The sequence below is a fragment of the Zunongwangia endophytica genome (genome assembly GCF_030409505.1).
Lineage (GTDB): Bacteria > Bacteroidota > Bacteroidia > Flavobacteriales > Flavobacteriaceae > Zunongwangia > Zunongwangia endophytica.
In genome coordinates this window covers 3,447,762-3,473,052 of record NZ_JAUFPZ010000002.1, presented here as the reverse complement: position 1 = coordinate 3,473,052, position 25,291 = coordinate 3,447,762, and the positions used below count along the sequence as shown (strand labels likewise).

Below are 25,291 nucleotides of genomic sequence, written 5' to 3'. Positions count from 1 at the left end.
TTCAAAAAAAAAGCTCCAAACTATTGTTTGAAGCTTTGTTGGCCTACTAGGGCTCGAACCTAGACTCTTCTGTACCAAAAACAGACGTGTTGCCAGTTACACCATAGGCCAGTAATTATTTCGGGTGCAAATATAAAACAAACTTTCATTTCCACAAATATTTTTCAAAAAAAATATAAAAATTAATTTAAACTGCTTCTAGCGTAGCTTTTAAAGGCATACTAATTTCAAGAATTTCAGCACTTTTCTGGATTCATGAAAAAATAAACACTTTAGATAAGCGTTATTCAGACGTTCCTAATTTTATTACTAAATTCGCCACACAAGATTCAACATTACCGAAAATGACAAAATTCAACTTTAAAAAGTGGAATATAATCACCGGTTGGGTGATTTTTGCTATCGCCCTTTTTACCTACAGCTCAACGCTAGAACCTACAGCCAGTTTTTGGGATGCAGGAGAATATATTGCAACTTCAGCTAATTTAGAAGTAGGCCACCCACCGGGTGCACCGCTATACCAAATGCTTGGTGCCTTCTTCTCTACTTTCGCTCCAGATAATGCCCACATTGCATTAATGGTAAATTTTATGTCGGGTTTAGCCAGTGCTTTTGCCGTGCTGTTTATGTTCTGGTCAGTTTCTTTACTTATTCGTAAAATTTCAGGACCTGCAAATACACTGAGTTCTTCTGGACAAATTGCGATTCTTGGGAGTGCAGCTGTTGGATCTTTAGCATTCACGTTCACTGATAGCTTTTGGTTTAGCGCGGTGGAAGCTGAAGTTTACGCTGGTGCAGCATGTTTAATGTCTCTCATGTTTTATCTTGGATTATTATGGGAACGTGATATGTTTGAAACCCGTGGTAATAAATGGCTAATCTTAATATCTTTAGTTACCGGACTAACATTCGGAATTCACTTTATGGGACTTCTTACGATTCCTGCGATTGGATTTCTATATTTCTTTAAAAATTATCCTAAGGTAACGATCAAGAACTTTATCATTGCCAATGTTGTGGTGGTAGCAGTTCTTCTGTTTATATTCAAATTACTTCTGCCTTATACCCTAACCTTCTTTTCTGCTTCAGAGGTTTTCTTTACGAACTCGCTCGGGATGCCTTTTAACACCGGTACAATAGTAGCTTTCTTAGTCGTTATTGCTGCTTTTTACTTCGGAATTAATTGGAGTATCAAAAACAAGAAGACTGAAATAAACACGCTATTACATTGTATCCTCTTTATCTTGATAGGATTCTCTTGTTGGATCATGTTACCTATACGTTCTAACGCACCGACTGTTATTAATGAAAACAGCCCAGATAATGCGCGTGAATTATTAGCATATTATAATAGAGAACAATACGGCGAAACACATTTGTTTTTTGGACCACAATGGTCTGAGATGTATTCAGGTTTAGATGAAGATAATCCGTATAGCGATAAAAAACCTAAATACGAGAAAAACGAAGAGCTTGGCAAGTATGTGATCACCAATAACTGGAAAAATACGAAGCAAAATCTGGATGACGATCACAAAACTTTCTTACCAAGAATGTGGAGTACAGAGCATGCTTCAAATTATATGGATTTAACGGGAGCACTCAAATTCACCGTTAAACCAGAATATCAGGGAGAAGAACGTTTAATGCAAGCTATTTCTCAATTTAAACAACGCTATTCTGGCGGAGAATTAGATAATTCAGATTATCATAAATTTCTTCAACAATTTAGTGATTATATTGATGTTGAAAAACCAACAACTTCAGCTAATATTTCCTACTTACTGGAGTACCAAATTGGTTATATGTATTGGAGGTATTTTATGTGGAATTTTGTTGGAAGACAAGATGATATTCAAGGTAAATACACCGATTTGCATGGAAACTGGCTAAGTGGTATTACGCCAATTGATGAATGGCACTTAGGCCCTCAGGACAATCTACCTGATGATGTTAAAAACAACCCAGCTAGAAACACCTACTATTTCTTACCATTTTTACTTGGATTTATAGGTTTCTTTTTTCATTTAAACCGTGATAAAAAGAACTTCTGGGTATTACTTGTATTTTTCTTATTCACGGGTATAGCGCTTAAGATTTATCTGAATGAAAGACCATTTGAACCTCGCGAGAGAGATTACGCATTAGTAGGTTCGTTTTACGTATTTGCGATGTGGATAGGTTTTGGGGTTTATGCGATTTACGATAAACTGAAGCATTATCTATCACCAAAAATTGTGGCTCCGGTTGTGATTTCTGCTTCGTTAATTGTACCCGCTATCATGGCAGCCCAAAACTGGGACGATCACGATCGTTCAGATAAATATTCGGCCTTAGCCATGGCGAAAATGTATCTGGACTCTGTAGACGAAAACGGAATAATATTCACCATTGGTGATAACGACACCTTTGCGCTTTGGTACGCGCAGCAGGTTGAGCGTTACAGGATGGACGTAAGAGTTGTAAATACAAGTTTATTTGCAACCGATTGGTATATCGACCAGATGAAGCGAAAATCTTTCGATAGTGATCCAATACCTTCGCAATTAGAGCATGATTTCTATTCCGGTCAAAACGATATTGTGATCGGCCGAGAAGTTACCCAGGACACGCTAAATATCAAACAATGGATGAATTACATTGAAAGCGACGATGCTAGAACAAAACTAGAATATTCTGAAGCCGAAACTTTCAACACGTATCCTTCTAAACATGTTAGAATTCCGGTAAATAAACAAACTGTAATTGATAACGGAATCGTAGATCCTAGCGAAGCCGATCAGGTTGTTGATCATATAGATATAGAAATAGGTTCAAATCTTATCTATAAAAACAGATTGTTAATGTTGGACATTATTGCTAACAACAATTGGGAACGTCCAATTTATTTTACCGGTGGAAGCTACGGTGATGATGATTATTTATGGATGAAAGATTACCTTCAACTAGAAGGAGTAGCTTACAAACTTGTACCGATTAAAACACCGGTTAATCCTAGAAACCCATTTGATATGGGAAGGGTAAATACCGACAAGATGTACAACATGGTGAAGAACTGGGATTGGGGTAATATGGGAGATCCAAATATCTACCACGATCCAGAAACACGTAAAAACTCCATCACCTACAGAAGTAATCTTGCAAGATTAATAGAGAACCTTTTAAACGAAGGCGATCAGGAACGTGCAAAAGAAATTCTTGATTTAGGAATGGAAAATATGCCGGTAGATTATTACGGCTATTATACGCTTTTAGAACCGTTTATTAATGGCTACTACAAAGTTGGAGAAGATGAAAAAGCACGAGATCTTTGGAATCAAGTTGCTGAAAAATATAAGCAAAATCTGGATTGGTACAGCACTTGGAGTTTCGAGAGACAACGAAGATATGCTGAAGAAATTTTTACCGACGTAGAACGTTACCGTGGTCTGGTTGACATTTTGGTTAGAAATCAGGATGAAAAAATCATGAAAGAGAAAGCTGAAGAGTTCAACAATTACCTAAAGAAATTCCAGCATTTCTATGCAGAAGATGAAGGTATCGAACCTGAAGTATCTCCGGCAGATCAATTACGCCAGCAAGAATTAGAACAGGAACTTAACCAGGGCCAAGCAGCTCAAGATTCCCTAAGAATTGATCCTGTTGAATAAACAAATAAAAAGGTCTCAGAACATCTAAATTCGATATTTTGAGACCTTCTTTTTATGAATCGTTTTATACTTAAATATCCCTGGATTCTAAAAAAGCTTTACCCAAAAAGACTTTCGAGAATTACTACGGAAAAAACGCTGTATTTAAGTTTCGATGACGGTCCAATTCCTGAAGTTACTCCGTGGGTGCTACAACAACTTGAAAAATATGCCGCAAAAGCTACTTTTTTCTGTATTGGAGACAATATTAGAAAGCACCCTGAAGTTTTTCGTCAAATTGAAGCTAAAGGACACGCAATAGGAAATCATACCTTCAACCATTTGAATGGCTGGAAGACATCGACTTCAGATTATTTAGAGAATTTCAAAAAAGCAGAGGAAATCATACAATCTCGGCTTCAAAATTTATTGACTTCCGAAGAAAAATTGTTTCGACCTCCCTACGGAAAGATTAAAAATAAACATGCTGCTGAAATCACCAAACTCGGTTACAAAATTGTAATGTGGGATGTAATTACGGGAGATTTCGATACTGACTATAATGAAGAGAAATGCCTTAAAAATGCAAAAAGACTAATACGCCCGGGCAGCATAGTTGTATTTCACGACAGTTTAAAAGCTGAAAAAAATCTCAAATATGTTCTCCCCAGAATATTAAAAGAATATGCTGAAAAAGGATGGGAATTTAAGGCACTCTATTAAGCGTATTCCTCTAAACGTGAAAGAATAGCCTCTGCATTCTGTTCCCCGCTTTTGCGCCACATCATTTCTCCTCTTTTGTAAATCATAAGCGTTGGTAGACCTTTTACACGAAGGGCTTCAGCCAGCTGTGTATTTTTATCTACATCTATTTTTATTACTTTCGCTTTATCACCAATAGCTGAAGCAACATCCCTTAAAATAGGATGCATTTTTACAGAAGCTTCATTCCATTCCGTATAAAAATCGATAAGTACAGGTACATTAGACCCTACTAATTCTCCAAATTTTGACATAAAATTGCGCTTTACTCGATACCCGAGATTTTAATTTTTCAACATACACCTTATTTAAAGGTGATTTCTTTCTTTAATTACAACTCCCAGACGCTAACCAAATATAATAATTAATCCTTATTATGCTGAAGCTTTTCCTTTTCGTAATTCTATAACACTAATCTCTGGCCAAATCCCTACTCTGCCGGGAAAAGCCAAATAACCAAATCCGCGATTCACATTAATATACCGCTCATTCTCTTGGTATATTCCTGCCCAGTTTTTATAACGATATTTCGCCGGACTCCATTTTATAAAACCGGGAATCTCTATTCCAAATTGCATACCATGGGTATGACCACTTAGCGTTAAGTGATAGAATTTATTATGCTGCTTCACTTTCTCCTGCCAGTGGGATGGGTCATGACTTAGCAATATTTTGAAATCTTTATCAGCAACATTTTTACCGGCAAGATCCAAATCTCCGGCTTTTTTAAAATGGCCACCTCCCCAATTTTCTACACCTATAACGGCGATTTTCTCCCCGTTTTTTTCTAAATACCGATGTTCGTTAAGGAGCAAATCCCAACCCATCTCGGCATGCGTAGCTTTTAATTTATCCAGATTTTGCGCTTTTGCTTCCGCACTACTCCAATCTACATAGTCGCCATAATCATGATTTCCTAATATTGAATAAACGCCGTCTTTTGCTTTTATTGTACTGAAAAGTGATTTCCAATCATTCATTTCAGTAGCCATATTATTTACTAAATCCCCAGTGAAGAAAACCACATCAGCTTCTTGTTTATTAAGTAAATCTATTCCGTAGGAAACCTTTTCATGGTTATCAAAACTACCACTATGTACATCACTAATTTGGGCAATTCGGTAGCCATCGAAAGCATCGGGAAGATCTTCAAAATGCAATGTGTAGTTTAATACCCTAAAATCATATTTCCCTTTAAACATTCCGTATAAAACAGAAACAAAAGGAATCGCAGCTAAACCGAGTGCAATCTGACTCACAAATTTTCGCCTTCCGGGCGCGCTATATCCACTTCCAGAAAATGCTTTAAAAACTCCAATAAAAAATCGTGTAATATCTTCTCCAAAAAGAAAAAGTACGATGACAATTTTAGCCAGTAAAAATGCAAGGACAATCCCAAAAGCAAATCCAATTGCACTAAAAAAACCTCCACCTGCACTTTGCCATTGATATATAAAATTACCAATTACTGCGGCACTAATAAGAATATAAATTATAGTAACCCACCAGGAACGGTTCAAACTTCTTAAAGCTTGATAGGCATAAATATCAATAAGCAAATAGAAGGCAATAAATAACAGCCAGCGCATAATTGAACGAGATTTTTAACGAAGGTACTTTTAATCAATTCTTTATTATCCCTCTTTAAAATTAATTTAACGTAATAACCCTTATAAACACTAGGCTTAAAATCAAAATTCCTTAAAATTAACAGCGCTAAAATTGTAAATTTACCCCGTAAAGTCTACCTTTCCAGCCTAATTCTCAGCTAAAACCTTATAGCTACGCACTATGAAACGTAGAAACTTTTTAAAAAAGGCAGGAATCACGGGAGCTGCGATAAGCGCCACCCCTTCTATTTTCGCCCAGAATATTTCCGAATTTCAAAAATCTGAAAAAGCATCTCTTCCTATCGCCATTGCCACGTGGAATTTCCATGAAGCAACAAAAAAAGCAGGAGAACTTTTAACCGAAGGAACCTCGGCTCTTGATGCTGTAGAGCAAGGTGTGATGATTGAAGAATCTAATTTAAAAAATACCACCGTAGGTAATGGAGGTGCTCCAGATCGTGACGGGAATGTAACTTTAGATGCTTGCATCATGGATCCAGACGGAAATGCAGGATCTGTGGTTTATCTTAAAAATATTGAACACCCTGTTTCTGTTGCAAGAAAGGTGATGGAACAAACTCCACATGTAATGCTTGCAGGAGAAGGTGCTTTACAATTTGCTATTCAGCAAGGCTTCAAAAAACAAGATCTTTTAACCGATCAATCCAAAGAAGCCTGGAAAGAATGGCTTAAAGAAAAAGAATACAAACCTATCATTAATATCGAAAATCACGATACGATAGGCATGCTTTGCATGGATAAAGATGGTGATATTGCAGGTGCATGTACCACTTCTGGCTTGGCTTATAAAATGAATGGCCGTGTGGGAGATTCTCCCATTATTGGCTCAGGTTTATTTGTAGACAACGAAGTTGGCGGTGCTGCTGCCACAGGCATGGGAGAAGCAATCATGAAAAGCGTAGGTAGCTTTTTAGTAGTAGAATTAATGAGAAACGGTAGATCTCCACAACAAGCCTGCAAAGAAGCCGTTGAAAGAATTGTAAAAAAGAATGCTAACCATAAAGATTTCCAGGCTTGCTTTATTGCTATAAATAAAGCTGGTGAGGTTGGCGGTTATGCTATTCACGATGGTTTTTCGTACGCCAAGTATCAGGATAACCAAAATAAAAATGTAAAATGTAAAAGCTTTCTTTAAAAGAAAGTCTTAATCCACTATGAGTAACAACACAAACAAGTCGCATCGTACCGCATTTATTTTCTTAACCATTTTATTTTTCCTTTGGGGATTTATCACTGTATTAGTAGATTCCTTAATTCCTCGATTAAAAGAAGTTTTCACCTTAAGCTACTTTCAGGCAGGAATGGTGCAGTTTGCTTTTTTTGGTGCTTTCTTTTTACTTTCTATTCCTGCGGGATATATTTTATCTAAGATTGGTTATAAAAAGGGTATTATTTTAGGCTTAAGTACTATGGCTGCTGGTTGCTTGCTATTTTGGCCTGCAGCATCTTTTAGATTGTTTTGGGTATTTATGGTTGGTTATTTTGTGCTAGCAGGAGGGATTACTATTCTTCAGGTGGCAGCCAATCCATATGTAACGATATTAGGCCCAGAAAAATCAGCTACAAGTAGATTAAATCTTTCGCAAGCCTTTAACGCTCTAGGAACCGCAATTGCACCAGCGATTGGCGCATTATTTATTCTGAAAGATAAAGTAATGACTACCTCTGAAATTGAAGCATTATCTGCTGCTCAGCAAAAAGCCTATTATATATCTGAAGCAGGCGCTGTACAAAAACCATTTGTTGGTATTGCAATTTTTATAGCGGTGATCGCTTTAGTTTTTGCTTTCGTTAACTTACCTAAAGTAGGAGATAAAGCTGCGTCTAATGATTACAGAAGTGTTCTGAAAAACAGAAATCTTGTAATGGGAGCTTTCGGGATATTTTTCTACGTAGGCGCTGAGGTAGCTTTAGGAAGCTATATGGTAAATTACTTTCTAAATCTGGAGTTATCTGAAATAATAAAATCTACTCCTTTTTTACGTAATATCGCTCAATGGATATTAGATTCAGGATTAGAAGAAGCTAGCAATATGGCTGTAGTTGGTGTATTTGTTACCTTTTATTGGTCAGCGGCTATGATTGGCCGATTTATAGGGTCGTATCTAACTAAGAAATTTAATCCGGCATTAGTATTATGTGCATTCGCATTTTGTGCATTTTTAATGATTAACATTTCTAATCTTTCTGTTGGTATAGTTGCTATGATTACGATAATTTCTGTAGGATTATTTAACTCTATCATGTTCCCAACAATATTTAGTTTAGCACTAGATGGTTTAGGAGATGATAAACCACAAGGATCGGGAGTTTTATGTACAATGATCGTTGGTGGTGCGGTATTACCGCCTTCTTTTGGGTTTTTGACCGATAGATTTGGATTTGGTATCGCATTCTTTTTAGTAATGATTGCGTATGCTTATATATTCTTTTATGGTTTTATAAATCGCAAAAGACAGGTAGAAGTTTAAGACAAATAAGATCAATAACATATATAAAAACCGTTCATAAAAATGAACGGTTTTCTTTTTGTATAATATTATCTTCGTAGTTTTGGGAAGATACAGATAAAATATTTCAGTAAATATGGCTGCTCAAAAAAGACTTTTCTTAGTAGATGCGTACGCATTGATCTTTCGCGGATACTATGCTTTTATAAAAAATCCCAGAATAAACTCTAAAGGATTCGATACTTCAGCAATAATGGGGTTTATGAATTCTCTTTTTGATGTTATAAGAAGAGAAAAACCAGATCATCTGGCGGTATGCTTCGATAAAGAAGGAAGCCAGCTTAGAACTGAACTTTTTTCAGATTATAAAGCCAATAGAGACGCCACGCCAGAGCCAATTCAGGAAGCTATTCCTATAATTCAGGATATCCTGAAAGCCATGCATATTCCTGTTGTAGAACTTCCCGGATGCGAAGCCGATGATATTATAGGCACTTTGGCGAAACAAGCCGAAAAAGAGGATTATCAGGTTTTTATGGTAACTCCCGATAAGGATTTTGCGCAATTGGTTTCAGAAAATATTTTCATGTATCGCCCGGCTAGAATGGGTAATGGTATAGAAATTTGGGGAATTCCAGAGGTTCAGAAAAAATTTGAAGTCGAGCGACCAGAACAGGTAATTGACTTTTTAGGAATGATGGGAGATGCTGTAGATAACATCCCTGGTCTTCCTGGTGTCGGTGAGAAAACCGCCAAGAAATTCCTGAAACAATTTGGTTCTATGGAAGAGCTTTTAGCAAATACCGATAAGCTAAAAGGTAAGATGAAAGAGAAAGTTGAAGCGAATGCTGAACAAGGAATTTTATCAAAAAAGCTTGCCCGAATTATTATCGATTGTGACGTAAAATTTCATGCTGAAGATTACGAACTTTCTATGCCAGATTCAGAAAAAGTCCAATCTATTTTTGATGAACTGGAGTTTAGAAGACTTAAAGATCAATTTATAAAATTATTTAGCGGAGAAACTGAAAGTAACCAAACTCAGGTTACCAATTCTCCTTCTGCTAAGCAAAATGCACAGGTTGCTGGCGCAGGACAATTTTCTTTATTTGGAGGCGATAATTCAGAAAAAATAGAGGACTCCAATAGTAGAAAAACGCTAAAAGACACGGCGCATGTTTATCAAAAAGTAGACACCGGTTTAGGTATCCGATTGTTTCTTCAGAAATTAATGAAGCAAAAATCGGTTTGTTTTGATACTGAAACTACAAGCCTTAATCCGCTTGAAGCACAGCTAGTAGGAATTGCGTTTTCTTGGGAAGCAGGGAAAGGATATTATATTCCGTTTGAAGAAGACACCGAAAAAACACAACAACTCATTGAACTTTTACGCCCGTTCTTTGAAGATCCTGAAATTGAAAAAGTAGGTCAAAACCTAAAATATGACATCAAAGTTTTAGATAAATACGGCATAAAGATTAAAGGGAAGACTTTCGACACGATGATCGCTCATTACCTAATTAATCCTGATATGCGCCATAACATGGATATTTTAGCAGAAACCTATCTAAATTATAGTCCGCAACCTATTTCAGAATTAATTGGTAAAAAAGGCAAAAATCAAAAAAGCATGCGTGATGTTCCTTTAGCCGAACAAACCGAATATGCTTCTGAAGATGCCGATATTACTTTTCAGCTTAAAGAATTTTTCGAAAAAGAATTAGCTGAAGCCAACACTCGAAAATTATTTGATGAGATTGAAATGCCGTTGGTAGAAGTGCTTTCTGATATGGAAATTGAAGGAATAAATCTAGATTTGAATTTCCTGAATTCACTTTCTGAAGCTTTAGATCACGATATAAAAGATTTAGAAGCTAAAATATACGAAGAAGCAGGAGAAGAATTCAAAATCAGTTCTCCTAAACAATTGGGAATTATCCTTTTTGAAAAATTAGAGTTAGTTAAAAAACCGAAGAAAACCAAAACCGGCCAATATTCTACAAGCGAAGATGTACTTTCTTATTTAGCCGAAGAGCATAAAATCGTTCAATATGTACTTGATTACCGCGGACTCGTAAAACTGCAAAACACTTATGTAGATGCTTTACCGGGACAGGTTGAAAAAACCGGCAGAGTACATACCGATTATGTGCAAACTATTGCGGCTACAGGAAGATTAAGTTCTAACAATCCTAACTTGCAAAATATCCCGATTCGTACCGAACGCGGCAGACAGGTTAGAAAAGCTTTTGTCCCAAGAAACGAAGAATATATATTATTAGCTGCCGATTACTCGCAGATAGAATTACGTATTATCGCTGCTCTTAGTGAAGAAGAAACCATGATTAAAGCCTTTAAAGACGGTGAAGATATTCATGCTTCCACTGCATCTCAGGTTTTTAATGTTCCATTGGAAGAGGTGACTAGAGAGCAACGTAGCAATGCAAAAACGGTAAACTTCGGAATTATCTACGGTGTTTCTGCTTTTGGGTTGAGCAATCAAACAAGCTTAACCAGAGCCGAATCTAAAGATTTGATAGATACCTACTACAAAACCTATCCAAAACTCAGCAATTATATCGCAGATCAGGTTGCTTACGCTAGAGAAAATGGCTACGTTTCAACGATTTTGGGCAGAAGAAGATATTTAAAAGATATCAATTCTCAGAATGCGGTAGTTAGAGGCGCGGCAGAGCGTAATGCTGTGAACGCACCCATCCAGGGAAGTGCTGCCGATATCATAAAAATAGCTATGATCAATATTCAGAGAAAACTGAAAGAGGAAAAGTTTAAAACAAAAATGCTTCTTCAGGTACATGATGAATTGGTTTTTGATGTTTTCAAACCAGAACTTGAAATGATCAAAAGTCTTATCAAAACTGAAATGGAAAACGCATATTCGCTTAGTGTCCCATTAGATGTTGACTTAGGAGTTGGGCAAGATTGGCTGGAAGCACATTAAACAGAATTTTAATTTATACAGGCAAAGATTTCTGGAGCAAAACTTAAAATTTAGTTATTCAGTACATCACTAGCTTAAAATTAAGCATTCGTTAAGATAGTTGGGGCAAAACTTTGATAACTTGGAAGAAATTTCAATTCCAGACCAAAAAAATGCCTGCCAATCAACCATCTGAACCGCAATATTCTTTCGTTAAGAAAGTTTGGATTGTAGGTCTTATCTTTTCTTTAATTGCAATTATTCTTCTTCTTTTAGAAGCAACTTTCGACATCCTAATATTAATATTAGCGGGAAGTCTTATTGCTTGTTTTTTTAGAGGTTTGAGTAAATTCATTCAGAAAAAAACTTCCTGGAGTTCTAAAATATCGCTTTTAACATCTGTTATTGGTATTGTTCTAATAGTGGCAGGAATCTTCTGGCTTATTGGAGCAACTGTTTCTTCTGAAATTGCAAAAATGGAAGAGACTTTTCCAACTTTACTAGAAAATGCACAGGATTCCCTTAACGGAAGTAGCCTGGGACGTGAAGTTTCGCATCAATTAGAACAGATTCAGTCCTCTGACAAATTACCCGCATTTCTTTCCAGATTTTTTATGACCACCTTTGGAGGAATTGGTGATATTTATATCATATTATTAATAGGAATCTTTTTCACTGTTTCACCATATATTTATAAAGACGGTGTTGTTAAGTTAATTCCACCTTCCAAAAGAGACAGAGCCAACGATATCCTGAAACGCCTGGTAAACGGACTAACAAAATGGTTAGCTGGTAAATTTATTGCCATGTTAGCGGTATTCGTATTAACTGCAATCGGCTTGGCAATTATGGGCATGCCTATGTGGCTAACTTTAGCGATTATAGCAGGAGTCCTAAATTTCATACCTAATTTTGGTCCTTTAGCAGCCATGATTCCTGCAGTGCTAGTTGCACTTACTGAGGATCCTACTACAGCACTTATTGTTGCTATTATGTATTCAGCAATACAATTATTTGAAAGTAGCTTTATTACTCCAAGAGCTCAGCAACGACTTATTAAAATACCACCGGCGCTCATTATAATTTCTCAAATTTTTGTTGGAGCATTAACGGGTATTTGGGGAATCATATTTGCTACTCCGCTTATGCTAATTCTTATTATATTGGTACAGGAACTTTATGTTAAGCCAATGGAAAAATATAGTGAGAAGTAGATTATATTTCAGTTTTTGTAAAAATCAGTTGAGATATTTCTAGACATAAGTTATTGCCTTTATACTTCAGAAAAATAAAATTGATTTTGAAGTTTTCATATAAATTGGTTCCATGACAAACAAATTTTTGTGCTACCAACACCTTAATAAATCTGAATTGTAAATTTTTTTGAGATTTTTAGTAAGAACTCACAAAATACATCAGAAATAATTATAACATCTTCCATTTCCGAAGCGAGAAACAAAGACATTCAAGCTAAAAACGTATATCTTTGACTATCAAAACACTTCCAATAAATTTTAGATAAAAATGATGTTTGCTATATAAATTTATAATTGTACATTTGCACCCCTGAATTTCCCCTTGCTACAACTTTGGGGTTCAGGAATGGAATGTTTAATAACAAGTAAATTTAATTAGTGTGGACACATTAAGCTACAAAACAGTATCAGCCAATAAGGCGACAGTAACCAAAGAATGGGTACTTGTAGATGCTGAAGGACAGACTTTAGGCCGCCTATCATCTAAGGTTGCAAAAATCATTAGAGGTAAGCACAAGCCAGACTTCACCCCACACGTTGATTGCGGAGACAATGTAATTGTTATCAACGCAGAGAAAATCAACTTAACTGGAAAAAAGTGGGATGCTAAAGAATACATCCGTCACACAGGTTATCCAGGTGGACAGAGAAGTCTAACTGCTTCAGAATTATTTACAAAAGCGCCAGAGCGTCTTATTGAAAAAGCAGTGAAAGGAATGCTTCCTAAGAACAAACTAGGATCAGCTCTTTTCCGTAATTTAAAGGTTTATTCTGGGACTCAGCACGATCATGAGGCTCAAAAACCGAAAACTATTAACTTAAACGATCTTAAGTAATGGAAGTTATTCACAAAATTGGCCGTAGAAAGACGGCTGTTGCACGTGTATATGTTTCTGAAGGAAATGGAAACATCACTGTAAACAAAAAAGATCTTAACGATTACTTTACCACAAGTACTTTACAATATAAAGTAAACCAACCTTTCAATCTTACTGAAACTGCTGGAACTTTTGATGTAAAAGTAAATGTTTTTGGTGGAGGAATCACCGGACAAGCTGAAGCTATCCGTCTTGCTTTATCTAGAGCAATGGTAGAGCTTAACGAAGAAAACAAAGGAGCGCTTAAACCAGAAGGACTACTTACAAGAGATCCAAGAATGGTAGAACGTAAGAAATTCGGTGAGAAGAAAGCCCGTAAACAATTCCAGTTCTCTAAACGTTAATATTTACTGGGTCGTTACCCAAACAGTTTATTTAAATTAAAAATTTTGTTGTTGTCTCAACTATAATTGGGAGTTAGTTTAGCATCTAAACGCTCAGGGCCATACTTAATAAAAGTAGCCACCTGAATGTTGCTATCTCAACAGAACGTAAACTATTACAAAAATGGCAAACAAAGTAGAAGTTAAAGAATTACTTGATGCAGGTGTACATTTTGGACACCTTACAAGAAGATGGAATCCAAACATGGCTCCTTACATTTATATGGAGCGTAACGGAATTCACATCATCAACTTATATAAAAGTGCTGCTAAAATGGAAGAGTCTGGTGAGGCTCTTAAAAAAATAGCAGCAAGCGGCAGAAAAATACTTTTCGTTGCTACCAAGAAACAAGCAAAAGAAATCGTAGCAGAGCAAGCTGAAAAAGCAAACATGCCTTACATCACAGAAAGATGGCCTGGTGGTATGCTTACCAACTTCGTTACTATCCGTAAAGCTATTAAGAAAATGGCTTCTATCGATAGAATGAAGAAAGACGGTACTTTCAACACTCTTTCTAAAAAAGAACGTCTTCAGGTGGATCGTTTAAGAGCTAAGTTAGAGAAAAACTTAGGTTCTATTGCAGATATGACCAGACTTCCAGGTGCATTATTTGTAGTAGATATCACTCGTGAACACATTGCTATTAAAGAAGCTCAAAAATTAAACATTCCAATTTTTGCTATGGTAGACACGAATTCAGATCCACGTGAAGTGGATTACTTAATTCCTGCCAACGATGATGCTTCAAAATCTATCGACAAAGTAGTTTCTTACGTTTCAGATGCTATCGTTGAAGGTTTATCTGATAGAAAATCAGGTAAAGATTCTAAGAAAGCTGATAAAGAAAATAAAGAAGAAAAAGCAGCTCCTAAAATGCCAAAAGCTGAAGGAGAAGTTCCATCTAAAGATGCATCTGATCAAAAAGCCATGAGTGAGGCTAAGAATGATGTTAAATTAGAATCTAAGGAAGAAACTTTAAAGAAAGCTTCTTCTAACGAGGAGGAATAAAATAACATTTTGGTAAATTCTATGAGTCGTTTAGTTTTTTTCTTTGCAGAATTAACTAAGCGACTTATTCATTAAAAACTAAAACAACTATGGCAAAGATAACCGCCGCTGAAGTAAATAAATTAAGAAAAGCTACAGGAGCAGGAATGATGGACTGTAAAAAAGCTCTTGTTGAAGTTGATGGTGATTTTGATAAAGCTATTGAAGTTCTTCGTAAGAAAGGACAAAAAGTAGCTGCTAAGAGAGCCGATAGAGATTCTGCTGAAGGTGCTGCAATTGCAAAAGTAAATGCAGATAACACTAAAGGAATCGTAATTTCTCTTAACTGTGAAACAGATTTCGTAGCTAAAAACGATGATTTCGTAAAATTAGCTAATGATTTCGCTGAACTTGCATTAACTGTTTCTACTAAAGAAGAACTTTTAGCTGCAGATTACAACGGAACTTCTGTTCAGGATAAATTAACTGAGCAAACTGGTGTAATCGGAGAGAAAATTGAAATTGGTGCTTTTAAAACTTTAGAAGCTCCATTTGTAGGTTCTTACATTCACGCTGGTAACAAAATAGCTGTTTTAACTGGTCTTTCTAAAAATGTAGAAGGTGCAGAAGATGCTGCTAAAGATGTATCTATGCAAGCTGCTGCAATGAATCCAGTTGCACTTAACGAAGAAGGTATCGACCAAACAGTAATTGATAAAGAAGTAGAAATTGCTAAAGATCAATTAAGAGCGGAAGGTAAGCCAGAAGAAATGTTAGACAACATTGCTAAAGGAAAAATTAAACGTTACTTTAAAGATAATACTTTAGTAAACCAGGCGTTTATTAAAGACAGCAAACAAAGTGTTGCGCAATACGTTAAATCTGTAGATTCAGATCTTACCGTTGTTGCTTTTGAAAGAGTTGCTTTAGGAGAGTAATTTCTTTTTAAAATATATAATCAAAAACCGCTTCAATTGAAGCGGTTTTTTTATTTTCAAACCATGTCTAAAAAACCATTTCGATTTAAGGAATTTGAAGTTCATCAAGATAGATGCGCTATGAAAATAGGCACCGATGGTGTTCTTCTTGGCGCCTGGGTAGATCTGCCTGAAACTTTGGATAGCATATTAGATGTTGGCACAGGGACTGGTATAATCTCGCTTATGCTAGCACAACGATCACCTGCTCAACTTATCGACGCTTTAGAAATTGACGAAAATGCCTACGAGCAAGCCGTAGAGAATTTTGAAGCTAGCGATTGGGGAGATCGCCTTTTCTGCTATCATGCTGAATTTAGTGAATTTGTCGAAGAAATGCAGGAAGAGGAAAAATATGATCTTATTATATCGAATCCTCCTTTTTATAATTCAGATTACAAAACGAATTTAAAGGAACGCGATATGGCAAGATTTCAGGATGCCCTTCCTTTTGAATTATTATTAGAAGGAAGCACCTATCTTCTTTCAGAAAAAGGAAAATTAGCGGTTATTATTCCGAAGAATGAAGAAGATAAATTTCTAGACACAGCCAAAAACTTCAAATTATATCCTGAAAAAATGACTTACGTAAAAGGAAATCCTGATTCAGAAATAAAAAGATGCCTCATATTACTAGGTTTAAACGACACTGAAATTCAGAAGGACGAATTGACCATCGAAATAGAAAGGCATCAATATACTGACGATTATAAGAAATTAGTAAAGGATTTTTATTTAGCGCTATAAATAAACCTATCTTTTGGGTTTGGATTTCTTATTTCTTCTTGAGTTATTTCGCGGTTTATTCTGTGTTTTACCAGCTCCCTGAGCAGCTTTAGCTTCAGCAGATACTTCTTTAAAATCATGATTATCAATTACTGGCAATCGTTGCCCTGTAAGCTTTTCTATAGATTTTAAATAAGGGCGTTCTTCTGTATCACAAAAAGCAATTGCGCTTCCACTAGCTTTAGCACGACCTGTTCTTCCAATTCTATGCACATAAGTTTCTGCAACATTTGGCAAATCAAACTGCACCACAAGAGAAAGCTGAGAAACATCAATACCTCTCGCAGCAATATCTGTAGCCACTAAGACTTTTATCTTTCCGTCCTTAAAATCATTCAGCACATTTTGTCGCTGGTTTTGGGACTTATTACCGTGAATTGCTGCCGACTGAAGACCAGACTGACTAAGTTTTTTCACAATCTTATTAGCGCCATGTTTAGTTCGTGAAAATATAAGTACTGTATCAAAAGGCTCCGTCTCTAATAAATGGACAAGTAATTTAACTTTGTTCTGTTTCGGAACAAAATATACCGCTTGATCTACCCGCTCTGCAGTAGTTTTCTTAGGTGCAATATTCACACGTTCAAAATCACCTAGAATTTGTTTAGAAAGATCAATAATAGATTTCGGCATAGTTGCAGAAAAGAAAAGCGATTGGCGTTCTTTAGGCAACTTTTTCAGGATTTTCTTGATCTCATGCACAAAGCCCATATCTAACATTTGATCGGCTTCATCTAACACAAAATGATCAATATTACTTAGGGAAATGAAATTCTGACTAATCAAATCTAGTAACCTTCCAGGTGTTGCTGTAAGAATATCTACACCACTCTGTAATTTCCTGACTTGCTGATGTTGTTTAACTCCGCCGAATATTACCGTATTTCGAATACCTGTATATTTTGAATAGGTATCGATATTTTCAGCAATCTGGATAGCCAACTCTCTAGTTGGAGTGATAATAAGCGCTCTTATTTTTCTTTTCCCTTTGGGAGGAAAACCCTCTACCAAAGATTGTAAAATAGGAATTGTAAAAGCAGCAGTTTTACCTGTACCTGTTTGAGCAGATCCTAATAAATCTTTTCCTTTTAGTAAAACAGGAATGGCTTGTTGCTGAATTGGAGTAGGCTCTGAATAACCTTTCTCTTCTAGTGCTTTCAAAATTGGGTCTATAACACCCAGTTCTTTAAATGTCATATAATAATATAAGATACAAATATATAGCTAATAAAATAGACTACATCATTGCTTAACATCTCGCTTTTTATCAAATTGTCAGAGAATTATAAGATGTATACAGGTAAATAACTTTTCAATTAAAATTACCTCAATAATATTTGAGATATAATAGTTATTCATTAATTTTCATACATAATCCTTACGTTAAGGATATTAAATCCATTAGCATGAAACCAGATCTTTTTACTGCACCAGATTATTACAACCTTGATGATTTATTAAGTGAAGAACATAAAATGGTTCGTGAAGCGACACGAGCCTGGGTTAAAAAAGATGTTAGTCCTATAATAGAGGATGCTGCGCAGAAAGCAGAATTTCCAAAATCTGTTTTAAAAGGTTTAGCTGAAATTGGTGCTTTTGGACCCTATATTCCTGAAACTTATGGAGGTTCTGGATTGGATCAGATTTCATACGGACTTATAATGCAAGAAATTGAACGCGGAGATAGTGGAATACGCTCTACCGCTTCAGTTCAATCGTCCTTGGTAATGTATCCGATTTTCACTTATGGATCGGAAGAACAGAAGAAAAAATTTCTTCCAAAATTAGCTAAAGGAGAATTTATAGGGTGCTTCGGCTTAACCGAACCCGACTTTGGTTCTAACCCAAGCGGTATGGTTACCAACTTTAAAGACAAAGGAGATCATTATTTATTAAACGGAGCTAAATTATGGATCTCTAATTCCCCTTTTGCAGATATCGCCATTGTATGGGCTAAAAATGAAGAAGGAAGAATACACGGGCTTATTGTGGAACGAGAAATGGAAGGCTTCGCTACTCCAGAGACGCACAGTAAATGGTCGCTACGCGCAAGTGCTACCGGAGAATTAACTTTTAACGATGTTAAAGTCCCTAAAGAAAATCTATTACCGGGCAAAAGCGGATTAGGAGCTCCATTAGGATGCCTGGATTCTGCCCGATACGGAATTGCATGGGGAGCAATTGGCGCAGCAATGGACTGTTATGATACCGCTTTAAGATATGCCAAAGAAAGAATTCAATTTGGGAAACCAATTGCCACAAAACAACTTCAGCAAAAAAAGTTAGCTGAAATGATTACTGAAATTACAAAAGCTCAGCTTCTAGCATGGCGCCTGGGGACCTTAAAAAATGAAGGCAAAGCAACTTCAGCACAAATCTCTATGGCTAAGAGAAACAATGTAGAAATGGCATTAAAGATAGCAAGAGATGCCCGGCAGGTCCTAGGTGCTATGGGAATTACGGGAGAGTACAGCATTATGCGTCATATGATGAATTTGGAGAGCGTTATTACTTACGAAGGCACTCACGACATCCATTTACTAATAACAGGTCTTGACATCACAGGGCATTCGGCATTTTAAAAAAACTGAAATTCGATAATTTCGGCTTCGCTTTATAAGAATTGCTATAGAAGATCAAAACAAGGGCAGCGTTTACAGCGCTTTCCCTTTTTATATTTTTCACAGCATTTAGATTTCAACTTCAGCTCTTTTTTAGGCACAACACCCTCTACCCTAAGATAATCTTTAGATTTTTCTGAATAAAAAACGATGATATGTAAATGCACTGATCCCATCATAGTGAGAACGAATTTAAAGAGATTTAGCGAAAATCGTTGCCAAGATTATTTAAAAAGAGTGTTATTATTTTAAAATCCGAACCTAGCTAGTATTTTTGTAGGAAATTTAAGCATAGTCATGATTAAAGACATTAATGAAGTTTTAAAACCTAAGGTAGAAACTTTACTCAACCACTCCTTATACTCCAAAATTAAGTCTCCGAAGGAATTACAGGTTTTTATGGAGCACCATGTATATGCGGTATGGGATTTTATGTCTTTGCTAAAAGCTTTACAACAAAATTTAACAAAAACGACTAATCCATGGTTTCCGGTAGGTAATCCTGAAACTCGCTATTTAATTAACGAAATTGTTCTTGCCGAAGAGACCGATATTAATTTCTACGGAAAGCACCAGAGTCATTATGAGATGTATATTGATGCTATGCAAAAAGCTGGGGCAAATACTACCAAGATCAATAAATTTTTAGACCAGGTAATCCACGGTACAGATATTTATTTGATTATTGCCACGAGCGAGTTACCATGGAGTATAAAGCAATTTCTGAAATTCACTTTTGAATTAATTTCCGAAGGGAAACCTCACAAGATTGCTGCCGCTTTTACCTTTGGAAGAGAAGGTCTTATTCCCGGCATGTTTACTTCGATTATAAGCAATATTCAACAAAATTTCCCTGAAAAAGATTTAGAGCTTTTTAAATATTATTTTGACAGGCACATAGAACTAGATGACGATGAGCATGGCCCAATGGCATTTGAAATGATTGAGCATTTATGTGCTTACGACGGTAAAAAATGGGAAGAAGTAGAAACCATTGCTAAACAAGCTTTAGATGCCCGTATCAAGTTATGGGACGGAATAGAAAAAGAAATTGTAGAACTATAACAACAAAGCCGATTGGTTTCCCACATCGGCATTGTTATATATTTTCAGATAGAATCAATTATGTTGATTCTGGTGCTAATTTTACTTCCAGTCCATCTAAATCTTCTGTGATTGGAATTTGACAGCTTAAGCGACTATTGTCTTCAACAAAAAACGCCTGATCTAACATATCTTCTTCTTCAAAACTTTGCTCAGGTAACATATGTTCTAAATTCATCACATAACATTGGCAGGATGCGCACATTGCCATTCCTCCACAAATACCAATAGTTCCTTCTGGCGCTAACTCGTAAGAACGAATTACTTCCATTAAATTCATATTCATATCTGTAGGGGCATCTACCGTATGTGCCTCTCCTTCTCTGTCGATGATGGTAATCTTTATATCAGACATTTTTTTATTTTTTGAAGCTTTACGCCTCGCTTGTACTACTTATTAACTTATACTCTTAACTACTTCTTTCTTTGCCTCTTTCTTACTTCCGTCAAAACCATTAACTCCACTAACAGTGGTGTATTTCATTACATATTTTTTATCGGGAAAAATGCGCTGGTAAGCACTTTGGCACATAATTGCTGACTCATGAAAACCACAAAGAATAAGCTTCAATTTACCAGGATAGGTATTTACATCGCCAATAGCATACACCCCGGGAATATTGGTTTGATAATCGTAAGAATTGTTAACTTTTATCGCATTTTTTTCAATCTCCAATCCCCAATCAGCGATAGGGCCTAATTTTGGAGAAAGTCCAAATAGCGGAATAAAACAATCTACTTCCTTAACTTCTTCACCACGGGCGGTATCTTTATGTCGAATGACCACCGCTTCAAGATTTTCTTCTCCCTGAAGATCGACAACCTCAGCATTGGTTATCATTTTAATTTTCCCGATTTTAGAAAGTTCTTCAACTTTTTCTACGGAATCTAAAGCGCCTCTAAATTCTTGCCGGCGATGTACCAAAGAAACTTCTGAAGCAATATCTGCCAAATAGATCGCCCAATCTAATGCCGAATCTCCACCACCTGCGATCACTACTTTTTTGTCACGATAAATTTCTGGCTCTTTTATAATGTAAGCCACTCCTTTATCTTCAAAATCAGTAATGGTAGGAATAGGCGGTTTTCTAGGTTCAAAACTACCTAAACCTCCTGCGATCACGACCACTGGTGCGTGATGCTGAGTTCCTTTATTGGTAGTAACGATAAAACTTCCGTCTTCTTGTTTATCGATTGTCTCTGCACGCTCTCCTAAAGTAAAGCCCGGCTCAAAAGATTTTATTTGCTCCATAAGATTACTCACTAGATCACCAGCAAGAACCTCTGGAAATCCCGGAATATCGTAAATAGGCTTTTTAGGATAAATTTCTGAACATTGACCACCAGGCTGTGGCAAAGCATCAATAAGATGGCATTTTAACTTTAACAATCCTGCTTCGAAAACAGTAAAAAGCCCTGTTGGCCCGGCACCAACAATTATCATATCTGTTTTAATCATTCTCTTGGCTTAAGTCGATGATTTACTTCTGTATATTTATAACTTCCTCTATTTGTGGAGCATATTTTTTTATGGTCATTTCTACACCCGACTTTAAAGTCATTTGATTTACAGAACAACCAACACAAGCTCCTTCAAGCTGTACCTTTACTAAACGGTCGTTTTCAATTGCAACCAAAGAGATATCTCCACCATCACTTTCTAAAAAAGGACGGATTTCGGCTAATGCCTTTTCTACATTAAATTTTACTTCTTCGCTTGTCATTTACTTTGTTTTAACCGCACTACATCCAGCCATCGTGGTGATCTTAATCGCCTCGGTTGGAGGTAAGCTTTTGTTTCTTTTTACCGTCTCTTGTACAATATTTCTGGTGATTTCTTTAAAAGACTCCTCTAGAGGTGTGTTTTCCTGAAGTGCAGCGGGACGGCCTATATCTCCAGATTCTCTAAGACTCTGCACCAATGGCACTTCTCCCAAAAATGCTATTTGTAAATCTTCGGAAAGGTTTTTAGCTCCTTGTTCTCCAAAAATGTAATATTTATTTTCTGGCAACTCTTCTGGAGTAAAATACGCCATATTTTCTACAATACCCAGCACAGGTACATTTATACTCTCCTGCTGAAACATTGCTACTCCTTTTTTCGCATCTGCCAATGCCACATTTTGCGGTGTACTTACAACAACTGCACCTGTTATTGGCAATGATTGCATAATAGACAAATGAATATCACCTGTTCCTGGAGGTAGATCTACTAGAAGAAAATCCAATTCTCCCCATGCTGCATCAAAAATCATTTGATTTAATGCTTTTGCAGCCATTGGTCCTCTCCAAATAACAGCCTGGCTAGGTTTGGTAAAAAATCCTATAGAAAGAATCTTTACCCCGTAATTTTCTACAGGCTTCATTTTAGATTTACCATCTACATTAACCGATAGTGGTCTTTCTGTAGCAACATCGAACATAATTGGCACTGAAGGCCCATAGATATCAGCATCTAATACACCTACTTTAAAGCCCATTTTAGATAAAGTAACCGCCAAATTTGCAGTTACCGTAGATTTCCCTACACCACCTTTTCCAGAAGCTATAGCAACTACATTCTTGATCCCGGGAATTGCTTTTCCTTTAATTTCAGGAGCCTTTTTTTCAGTCTCGGGAGCTTCAATTTTAATATTTACTTTAACCTTTGCTTTTTCGTAAACTTTGTCGTGAATAGTTTTCATCACATCCACTTCAGCTCGCTTTTTAATATGCAAAGCAGGCGAACTTAATACCAAATCCACAACAACCTCGTCACCAAAAGTCATTACATTTTGCAATGCACCACTTTCTACCATGTTTTTGCCTTCTCCGGCAACACTAATAGTTTCTAGTGCACTTATGATTTCTTTTCTATCTAATTTCATAAAATTTATCAGTAAGAATATCTTCTAATTAGACCGATTCTAAATGCAAATATAACTTGAAATGCTAAGAACACGAAGCTTTTGCAAAGAATTGATCTACTCTTGTATTTCTCAAATAATTCAGTTTTTCTGAATTCATATTACCATAAAATAAGTGTGATAATAATCAAAAACCTTACAATTATCTGCTACTTATCTTCAGTAAAAAGCTCTTGCATGGGATCCCAAAATATAGTTTCAAAATCTATAATTTTAAGATCTTTAACTGTGACACCTTCTGCTTCTAACAATTGTTGCATCGCATTTGTGCCGCCAAAATGAATTTTACCGGTTAATATCCCATTTCTATTTACCACACGATGCGCAGGAACCTCTTCTCTATCTTTAGAGGCATTCATTGCCCAACCAACCATTCTTGCACTTTTGGCTGCGCCTAAATATTTGGCAATGGCACCGTAAGAAGTAACACGTCCTTCCGGAATTTGAGAAGCAACTTCGTAGACTTTTGCAAAAAAACCGGCATTAGCACTCATGAGTTGTAAATTCTAAAAATAGTCACGATGATCAGGATCAGCATTAGACCAGCCATGAAGTAATTAGAATATTTAGCGAATTTCTCTGCTTTACTTTCAATCTTAATAAAAGAAAGTACATATAAATAGAGGCTCGTAAAACTTCCTAATGATGCTGCAATAGCAAAAGCTATAATTTTAAACCAGTTGTAACTTACACCCACACCTACGTTAAATCCGCCTGCAATCGCGCAGAAATAAGGAATCGGAAATATGTTTAGGGCTGCGATTAGCATACCCTTATACAAACTGTTTTTATTTTTTTTCTTGGAATGAGAGGGAGCGCCTTTTTTATTTTTTGCCTGAATAAAAAAATATACTCCTAAAATAATGAAAATCACCAATGCAGCTCTTAGCATTACGCGCTGCACAAAAGGATGATCAAATATATATTTAGCTAACAGAACGGCCACAAGAGCCTGAATTAAGATAACTATAGAAGCGCCAATAGCGACCAGCATTCCGTTTTTCTTACCGCGTTCTATGCAGGTTTTAGCCACAGTCATATTTACAAGACCGGGCGGCAAAACTCCAAAAAGAGCAGCAAAATATACGATGAGAAAAATCCGTGCTTCTTCCAAAAACCTTTTATTTTATTCTGAATTTAATATACGTTATGGGTTTTCCTTTTTCAAGATACTGTTTTTCATAGAAAGTTTGGATATCTGTCACCTCTTTTGGTGCTCCTTCATTCTTATAAACATGGTGATTAGCATAAATAACCTCGTGCCCGGCACCGTGAAGCAAGCCCAAAGTATAGCCATGCATAAATTCACTATCGGTTTTTAGATTTACCTCTCCATCTGGCTTCAGGATCTTTTTATACTTCTGTAAAAACTCCGCATTCGTTAAACGATGCTTTGTTCTTTTATATTTAATCTGGGGATCTGGAAATGTGATCCAAATTTCGCTAATTTCGTTCTCTGCAAAAACATGATCAATAAGTTCTATTTGAGTTCTTAAAAACCCAACATTCTCTAACCCATCTTCTAAAGCTGTTTTAGCTCCTCGCCAAAATCGAGCTCCTTTAATATCTATACCAATAAAGTTTTTATCGGGATAAGCCTCTGCTAAACCAACGCTGTATTCTCCTTTACCACAACCCAATTCTAATACTATAGGCTTATCATTTTTGAAAAAATCACTACCCCATTTTCCTTTGTATTCAAACTGAGCATCAGTTAAATCTTCTCTTTTAGGTTGAACTACATTAGAAAATACCTCGTTATCTTTAAAACGCTTTAATTTATTCTTACTTCCCACAGTTAAAAATTGAGTTTCGACAAATTTATAGAATATTATTTGAGTTTTTGGCAAAGCTGCGCTGACAATTGTATAATTTCCAGCTTTAGGAATGATGGATTGTGAATCTAAAGGTCATATTTAAAACTTTGGTGATGTTTTTTTAATCGACAAAAACGCGCTGTTCTTCATACAAACATATAT

Annotated in this window: 23 protein-coding genes and 1 tRNA gene; 13 read left to right on the top strand and 11 right to left on the bottom strand. The window is 36.2% G+C overall.

The genetic code is table 11. The features are described from left to right. Positions 1 to 38: 38 nt before the first annotated feature. Positions 39 to 111, bottom strand: a tRNA-Gln gene (locus tag QWY91_RS15210). A gap of 233 nt (positions 112 to 344) precedes the next feature. On the opposite strand from QWY91_RS15210, the gene QWY91_RS15205 reads away from it, so the two are divergent. Further along, a complete protein-coding gene (locus QWY91_RS15205; RefSeq protein WP_290236357.1) occupies positions 345 to 3,650 on the top strand; it encodes a glycosyltransferase family 117 protein in 3,306 nt (1,101 codons plus the stop codon). Between the two features lie 54 nt (positions 3,651 to 3,704). After that, positions 3,705 to 4,352 (top strand): polysaccharide deacetylase family protein, encoded by a 648-nt coding sequence (locus QWY91_RS15200; protein ID WP_290236356.1) that lies wholly within the window; start codon positions 3,705 to 3,707, stop codon positions 4,350 to 4,352. Here the strand turns inward: QWY91_RS15200 and QWY91_RS15195 are convergent. After that, complete coding sequence (locus tag QWY91_RS15195; protein WP_290236355.1) at positions 4,349 to 4,645, bottom strand: thioredoxin family protein; 297 nt, start codon at positions 4,643 to 4,645, stop codon at positions 4,349 to 4,351. The genes QWY91_RS15200 and QWY91_RS15195 overlap by 4 nt on opposite strands. A gap of 120 nt (positions 4,646 to 4,765) precedes the next feature. After that, positions 4,766 to 5,980 carry a metallophosphoesterase gene (locus QWY91_RS15190; RefSeq protein ID WP_290236354.1) on the bottom strand — a complete coding sequence of 405 codons (1,215 nt, stop codon included), beginning with the start codon at positions 5,978 to 5,980 and terminating at the stop codon, positions 4,766 to 4,768. Positions 5,981 to 6,182: 202 nt separating this feature from the next. Between QWY91_RS15190 and QWY91_RS15185 the strand changes: the two genes are divergently transcribed. The 9 genes from QWY91_RS15185 to QWY91_RS15145 all read left to right on the top strand — a co-directional run bounded on the left by QWY91_RS15185 (position 6,183) and on the right by QWY91_RS15145 (position 16,642). Beyond that, entirely contained in the window at positions 6,183 to 7,157 is a 975-nt protein-coding gene (locus tag QWY91_RS15185) for an isoaspartyl peptidase/L-asparaginase family protein (RefSeq protein WP_290236353.1), read from the top strand. A 19-nt stretch (positions 7,158 to 7,176) separates the two neighbouring features. Further along, a complete protein-coding gene (locus tag QWY91_RS15180; RefSeq protein WP_290236352.1) occupies positions 7,177 to 8,493 on the top strand; it encodes a sugar MFS transporter in 1,317 nt (438 codons plus the stop codon). Positions 8,494 to 8,608: 115 nt separating this feature from the next. Beyond that, positions 8,609 to 11,434: a DNA polymerase I gene (gene polA, locus QWY91_RS15175; protein ID WP_290236351.1), complete on the top strand. Its 2,826-nt coding sequence runs from the start codon at positions 8,609 to 8,611 to the stop codon at positions 11,432 to 11,434. A 152-nt stretch (positions 11,435 to 11,586) separates the two neighbouring features. Next, on the top strand, positions 11,587 to 12,627 hold the full coding sequence (locus tag QWY91_RS15170; RefSeq protein WP_290236350.1) for an AI-2E family transporter: 1,041 nt from the start codon (positions 11,587 to 11,589) through the stop codon (positions 12,625 to 12,627). 422 nt (positions 12,628 to 13,049) lie between these two features. Then, entirely contained in the window at positions 13,050 to 13,505 is a 456-nt protein-coding gene (gene rplM, locus QWY91_RS15165; RefSeq protein ID WP_290236349.1) for a 50S ribosomal protein L13, read from the top strand. Beyond that, entirely contained in the window at positions 13,505 to 13,891 is a 387-nt protein-coding gene (gene rpsI, locus QWY91_RS15160; protein ID WP_290236348.1) for a 30S ribosomal protein S9, read from the top strand. Before rplM ends, rpsI begins: the two co-directional genes overlap by 1 nt. A 163-nt stretch (positions 13,892 to 14,054) precedes the next feature. Further along, entirely contained in the window at positions 14,055 to 14,939 is an 885-nt protein-coding gene (rpsB, locus tag QWY91_RS15155; protein ID WP_290236347.1) for a 30S ribosomal protein S2, read from the top strand. A gap of 89 nt (positions 14,940 to 15,028) precedes the next feature. Further along, positions 15,029 to 15,856: a translation elongation factor Ts gene (gene tsf, locus QWY91_RS15150; RefSeq protein WP_290236346.1), complete on the top strand. Its 828-nt coding sequence runs from the start codon at positions 15,029 to 15,031 to the stop codon at positions 15,854 to 15,856. Between the two features lie 63 nt (positions 15,857 to 15,919). Next, on the top strand, positions 15,920 to 16,642 hold the full coding sequence (locus QWY91_RS15145; RefSeq protein WP_290236345.1) for a tRNA1(Val) (adenine(37)-N6)-methyltransferase: 723 nt from the start codon (positions 15,920 to 15,922) through the stop codon (positions 16,640 to 16,642). Between the two features lie 6 nt (positions 16,643 to 16,648). Here QWY91_RS15145 and QWY91_RS15140 read toward each other — a convergent pair whose 3' ends face one another. Next, entirely contained in the window at positions 16,649 to 17,878 is a 1,230-nt protein-coding gene (locus tag QWY91_RS15140; RefSeq protein WP_290236344.1) for a DEAD/DEAH box helicase, read from the bottom strand. A 209-nt stretch (positions 17,879 to 18,087) separates the two neighbouring features. Here QWY91_RS15140 and QWY91_RS15135 point away from each other — a divergent pair, with 209 nt between their 5' ends. Both QWY91_RS15135 and QWY91_RS15130 read left to right on the top strand, forming a co-directional pair. Beyond that, entirely contained in the window at positions 18,088 to 19,263 is a 1,176-nt protein-coding gene (locus QWY91_RS15135) for an acyl-CoA dehydrogenase family protein (protein ID WP_290236343.1), read from the top strand. A gap of 336 nt (positions 19,264 to 19,599) precedes the next feature. Then, entirely contained in the window at positions 19,600 to 20,367 is a 768-nt protein-coding gene (locus tag QWY91_RS15130; RefSeq protein WP_290236342.1) for a DUF3050 domain-containing protein, read from the top strand. 58 nt (positions 20,368 to 20,425) lie between these two features. Here the strand turns inward: QWY91_RS15130 and QWY91_RS15125 are convergent, their stop codons facing one another. The 7 genes from QWY91_RS15125 to trmB form a co-directional block, all read right to left on the bottom strand. After that, positions 20,426 to 20,761 (bottom strand): 2Fe-2S iron-sulfur cluster-binding protein, encoded by a 336-nt coding sequence (locus QWY91_RS15125; protein ID WP_270062611.1) that lies wholly within the window; start codon positions 20,759 to 20,761, stop codon positions 20,426 to 20,428. A 42-nt stretch (positions 20,762 to 20,803) separates the two neighbouring features. After that, positions 20,804 to 21,865: an NAD(P)/FAD-dependent oxidoreductase gene (locus tag QWY91_RS15120; protein WP_290236340.1), complete on the bottom strand. Its 1,062-nt coding sequence runs from the start codon at positions 21,863 to 21,865 to the stop codon at positions 20,804 to 20,806. Between the two features lie 22 nt (positions 21,866 to 21,887). Next, complete coding sequence (locus QWY91_RS15115; RefSeq protein ID WP_290236339.1) at positions 21,888 to 22,130, bottom strand: NifU family protein; 243 nt, start codon at positions 22,128 to 22,130, stop codon at positions 21,888 to 21,890. Beyond that, positions 22,131 to 23,273, bottom strand: coding sequence for an Mrp/NBP35 family ATP-binding protein (locus tag QWY91_RS15110; protein ID WP_290236338.1), 1,143 nt, complete (start codon positions 23,271 to 23,273; stop codon positions 22,131 to 22,133). It lies immediately after the preceding gene. A 188-nt stretch (positions 23,274 to 23,461) separates the two neighbouring features. Then, positions 23,462 to 23,806: an MGMT family protein gene (locus tag QWY91_RS15105; RefSeq protein WP_290236337.1), complete on the bottom strand. Its 345-nt coding sequence runs from the start codon at positions 23,804 to 23,806 to the stop codon at positions 23,462 to 23,464. Next, positions 23,803 to 24,426: a LysE family translocator gene (locus QWY91_RS15100; protein ID WP_290236336.1), complete on the bottom strand. Its 624-nt coding sequence runs from the start codon at positions 24,424 to 24,426 to the stop codon at positions 23,803 to 23,805. The genes QWY91_RS15105 and QWY91_RS15100 overlap by 4 nt, the downstream gene beginning before the upstream one ends. Positions 24,427 to 24,433: 7 nt before the next feature. After that, positions 24,434 to 25,108, bottom strand: coding sequence for a tRNA (guanosine(46)-N7)-methyltransferase TrmB (gene trmB, locus QWY91_RS15095; protein ID WP_290236334.1), 675 nt, complete (start codon positions 25,106 to 25,108; stop codon positions 24,434 to 24,436). Between the last annotated feature and the right edge of the window lie 183 nt (positions 25,109 to 25,291).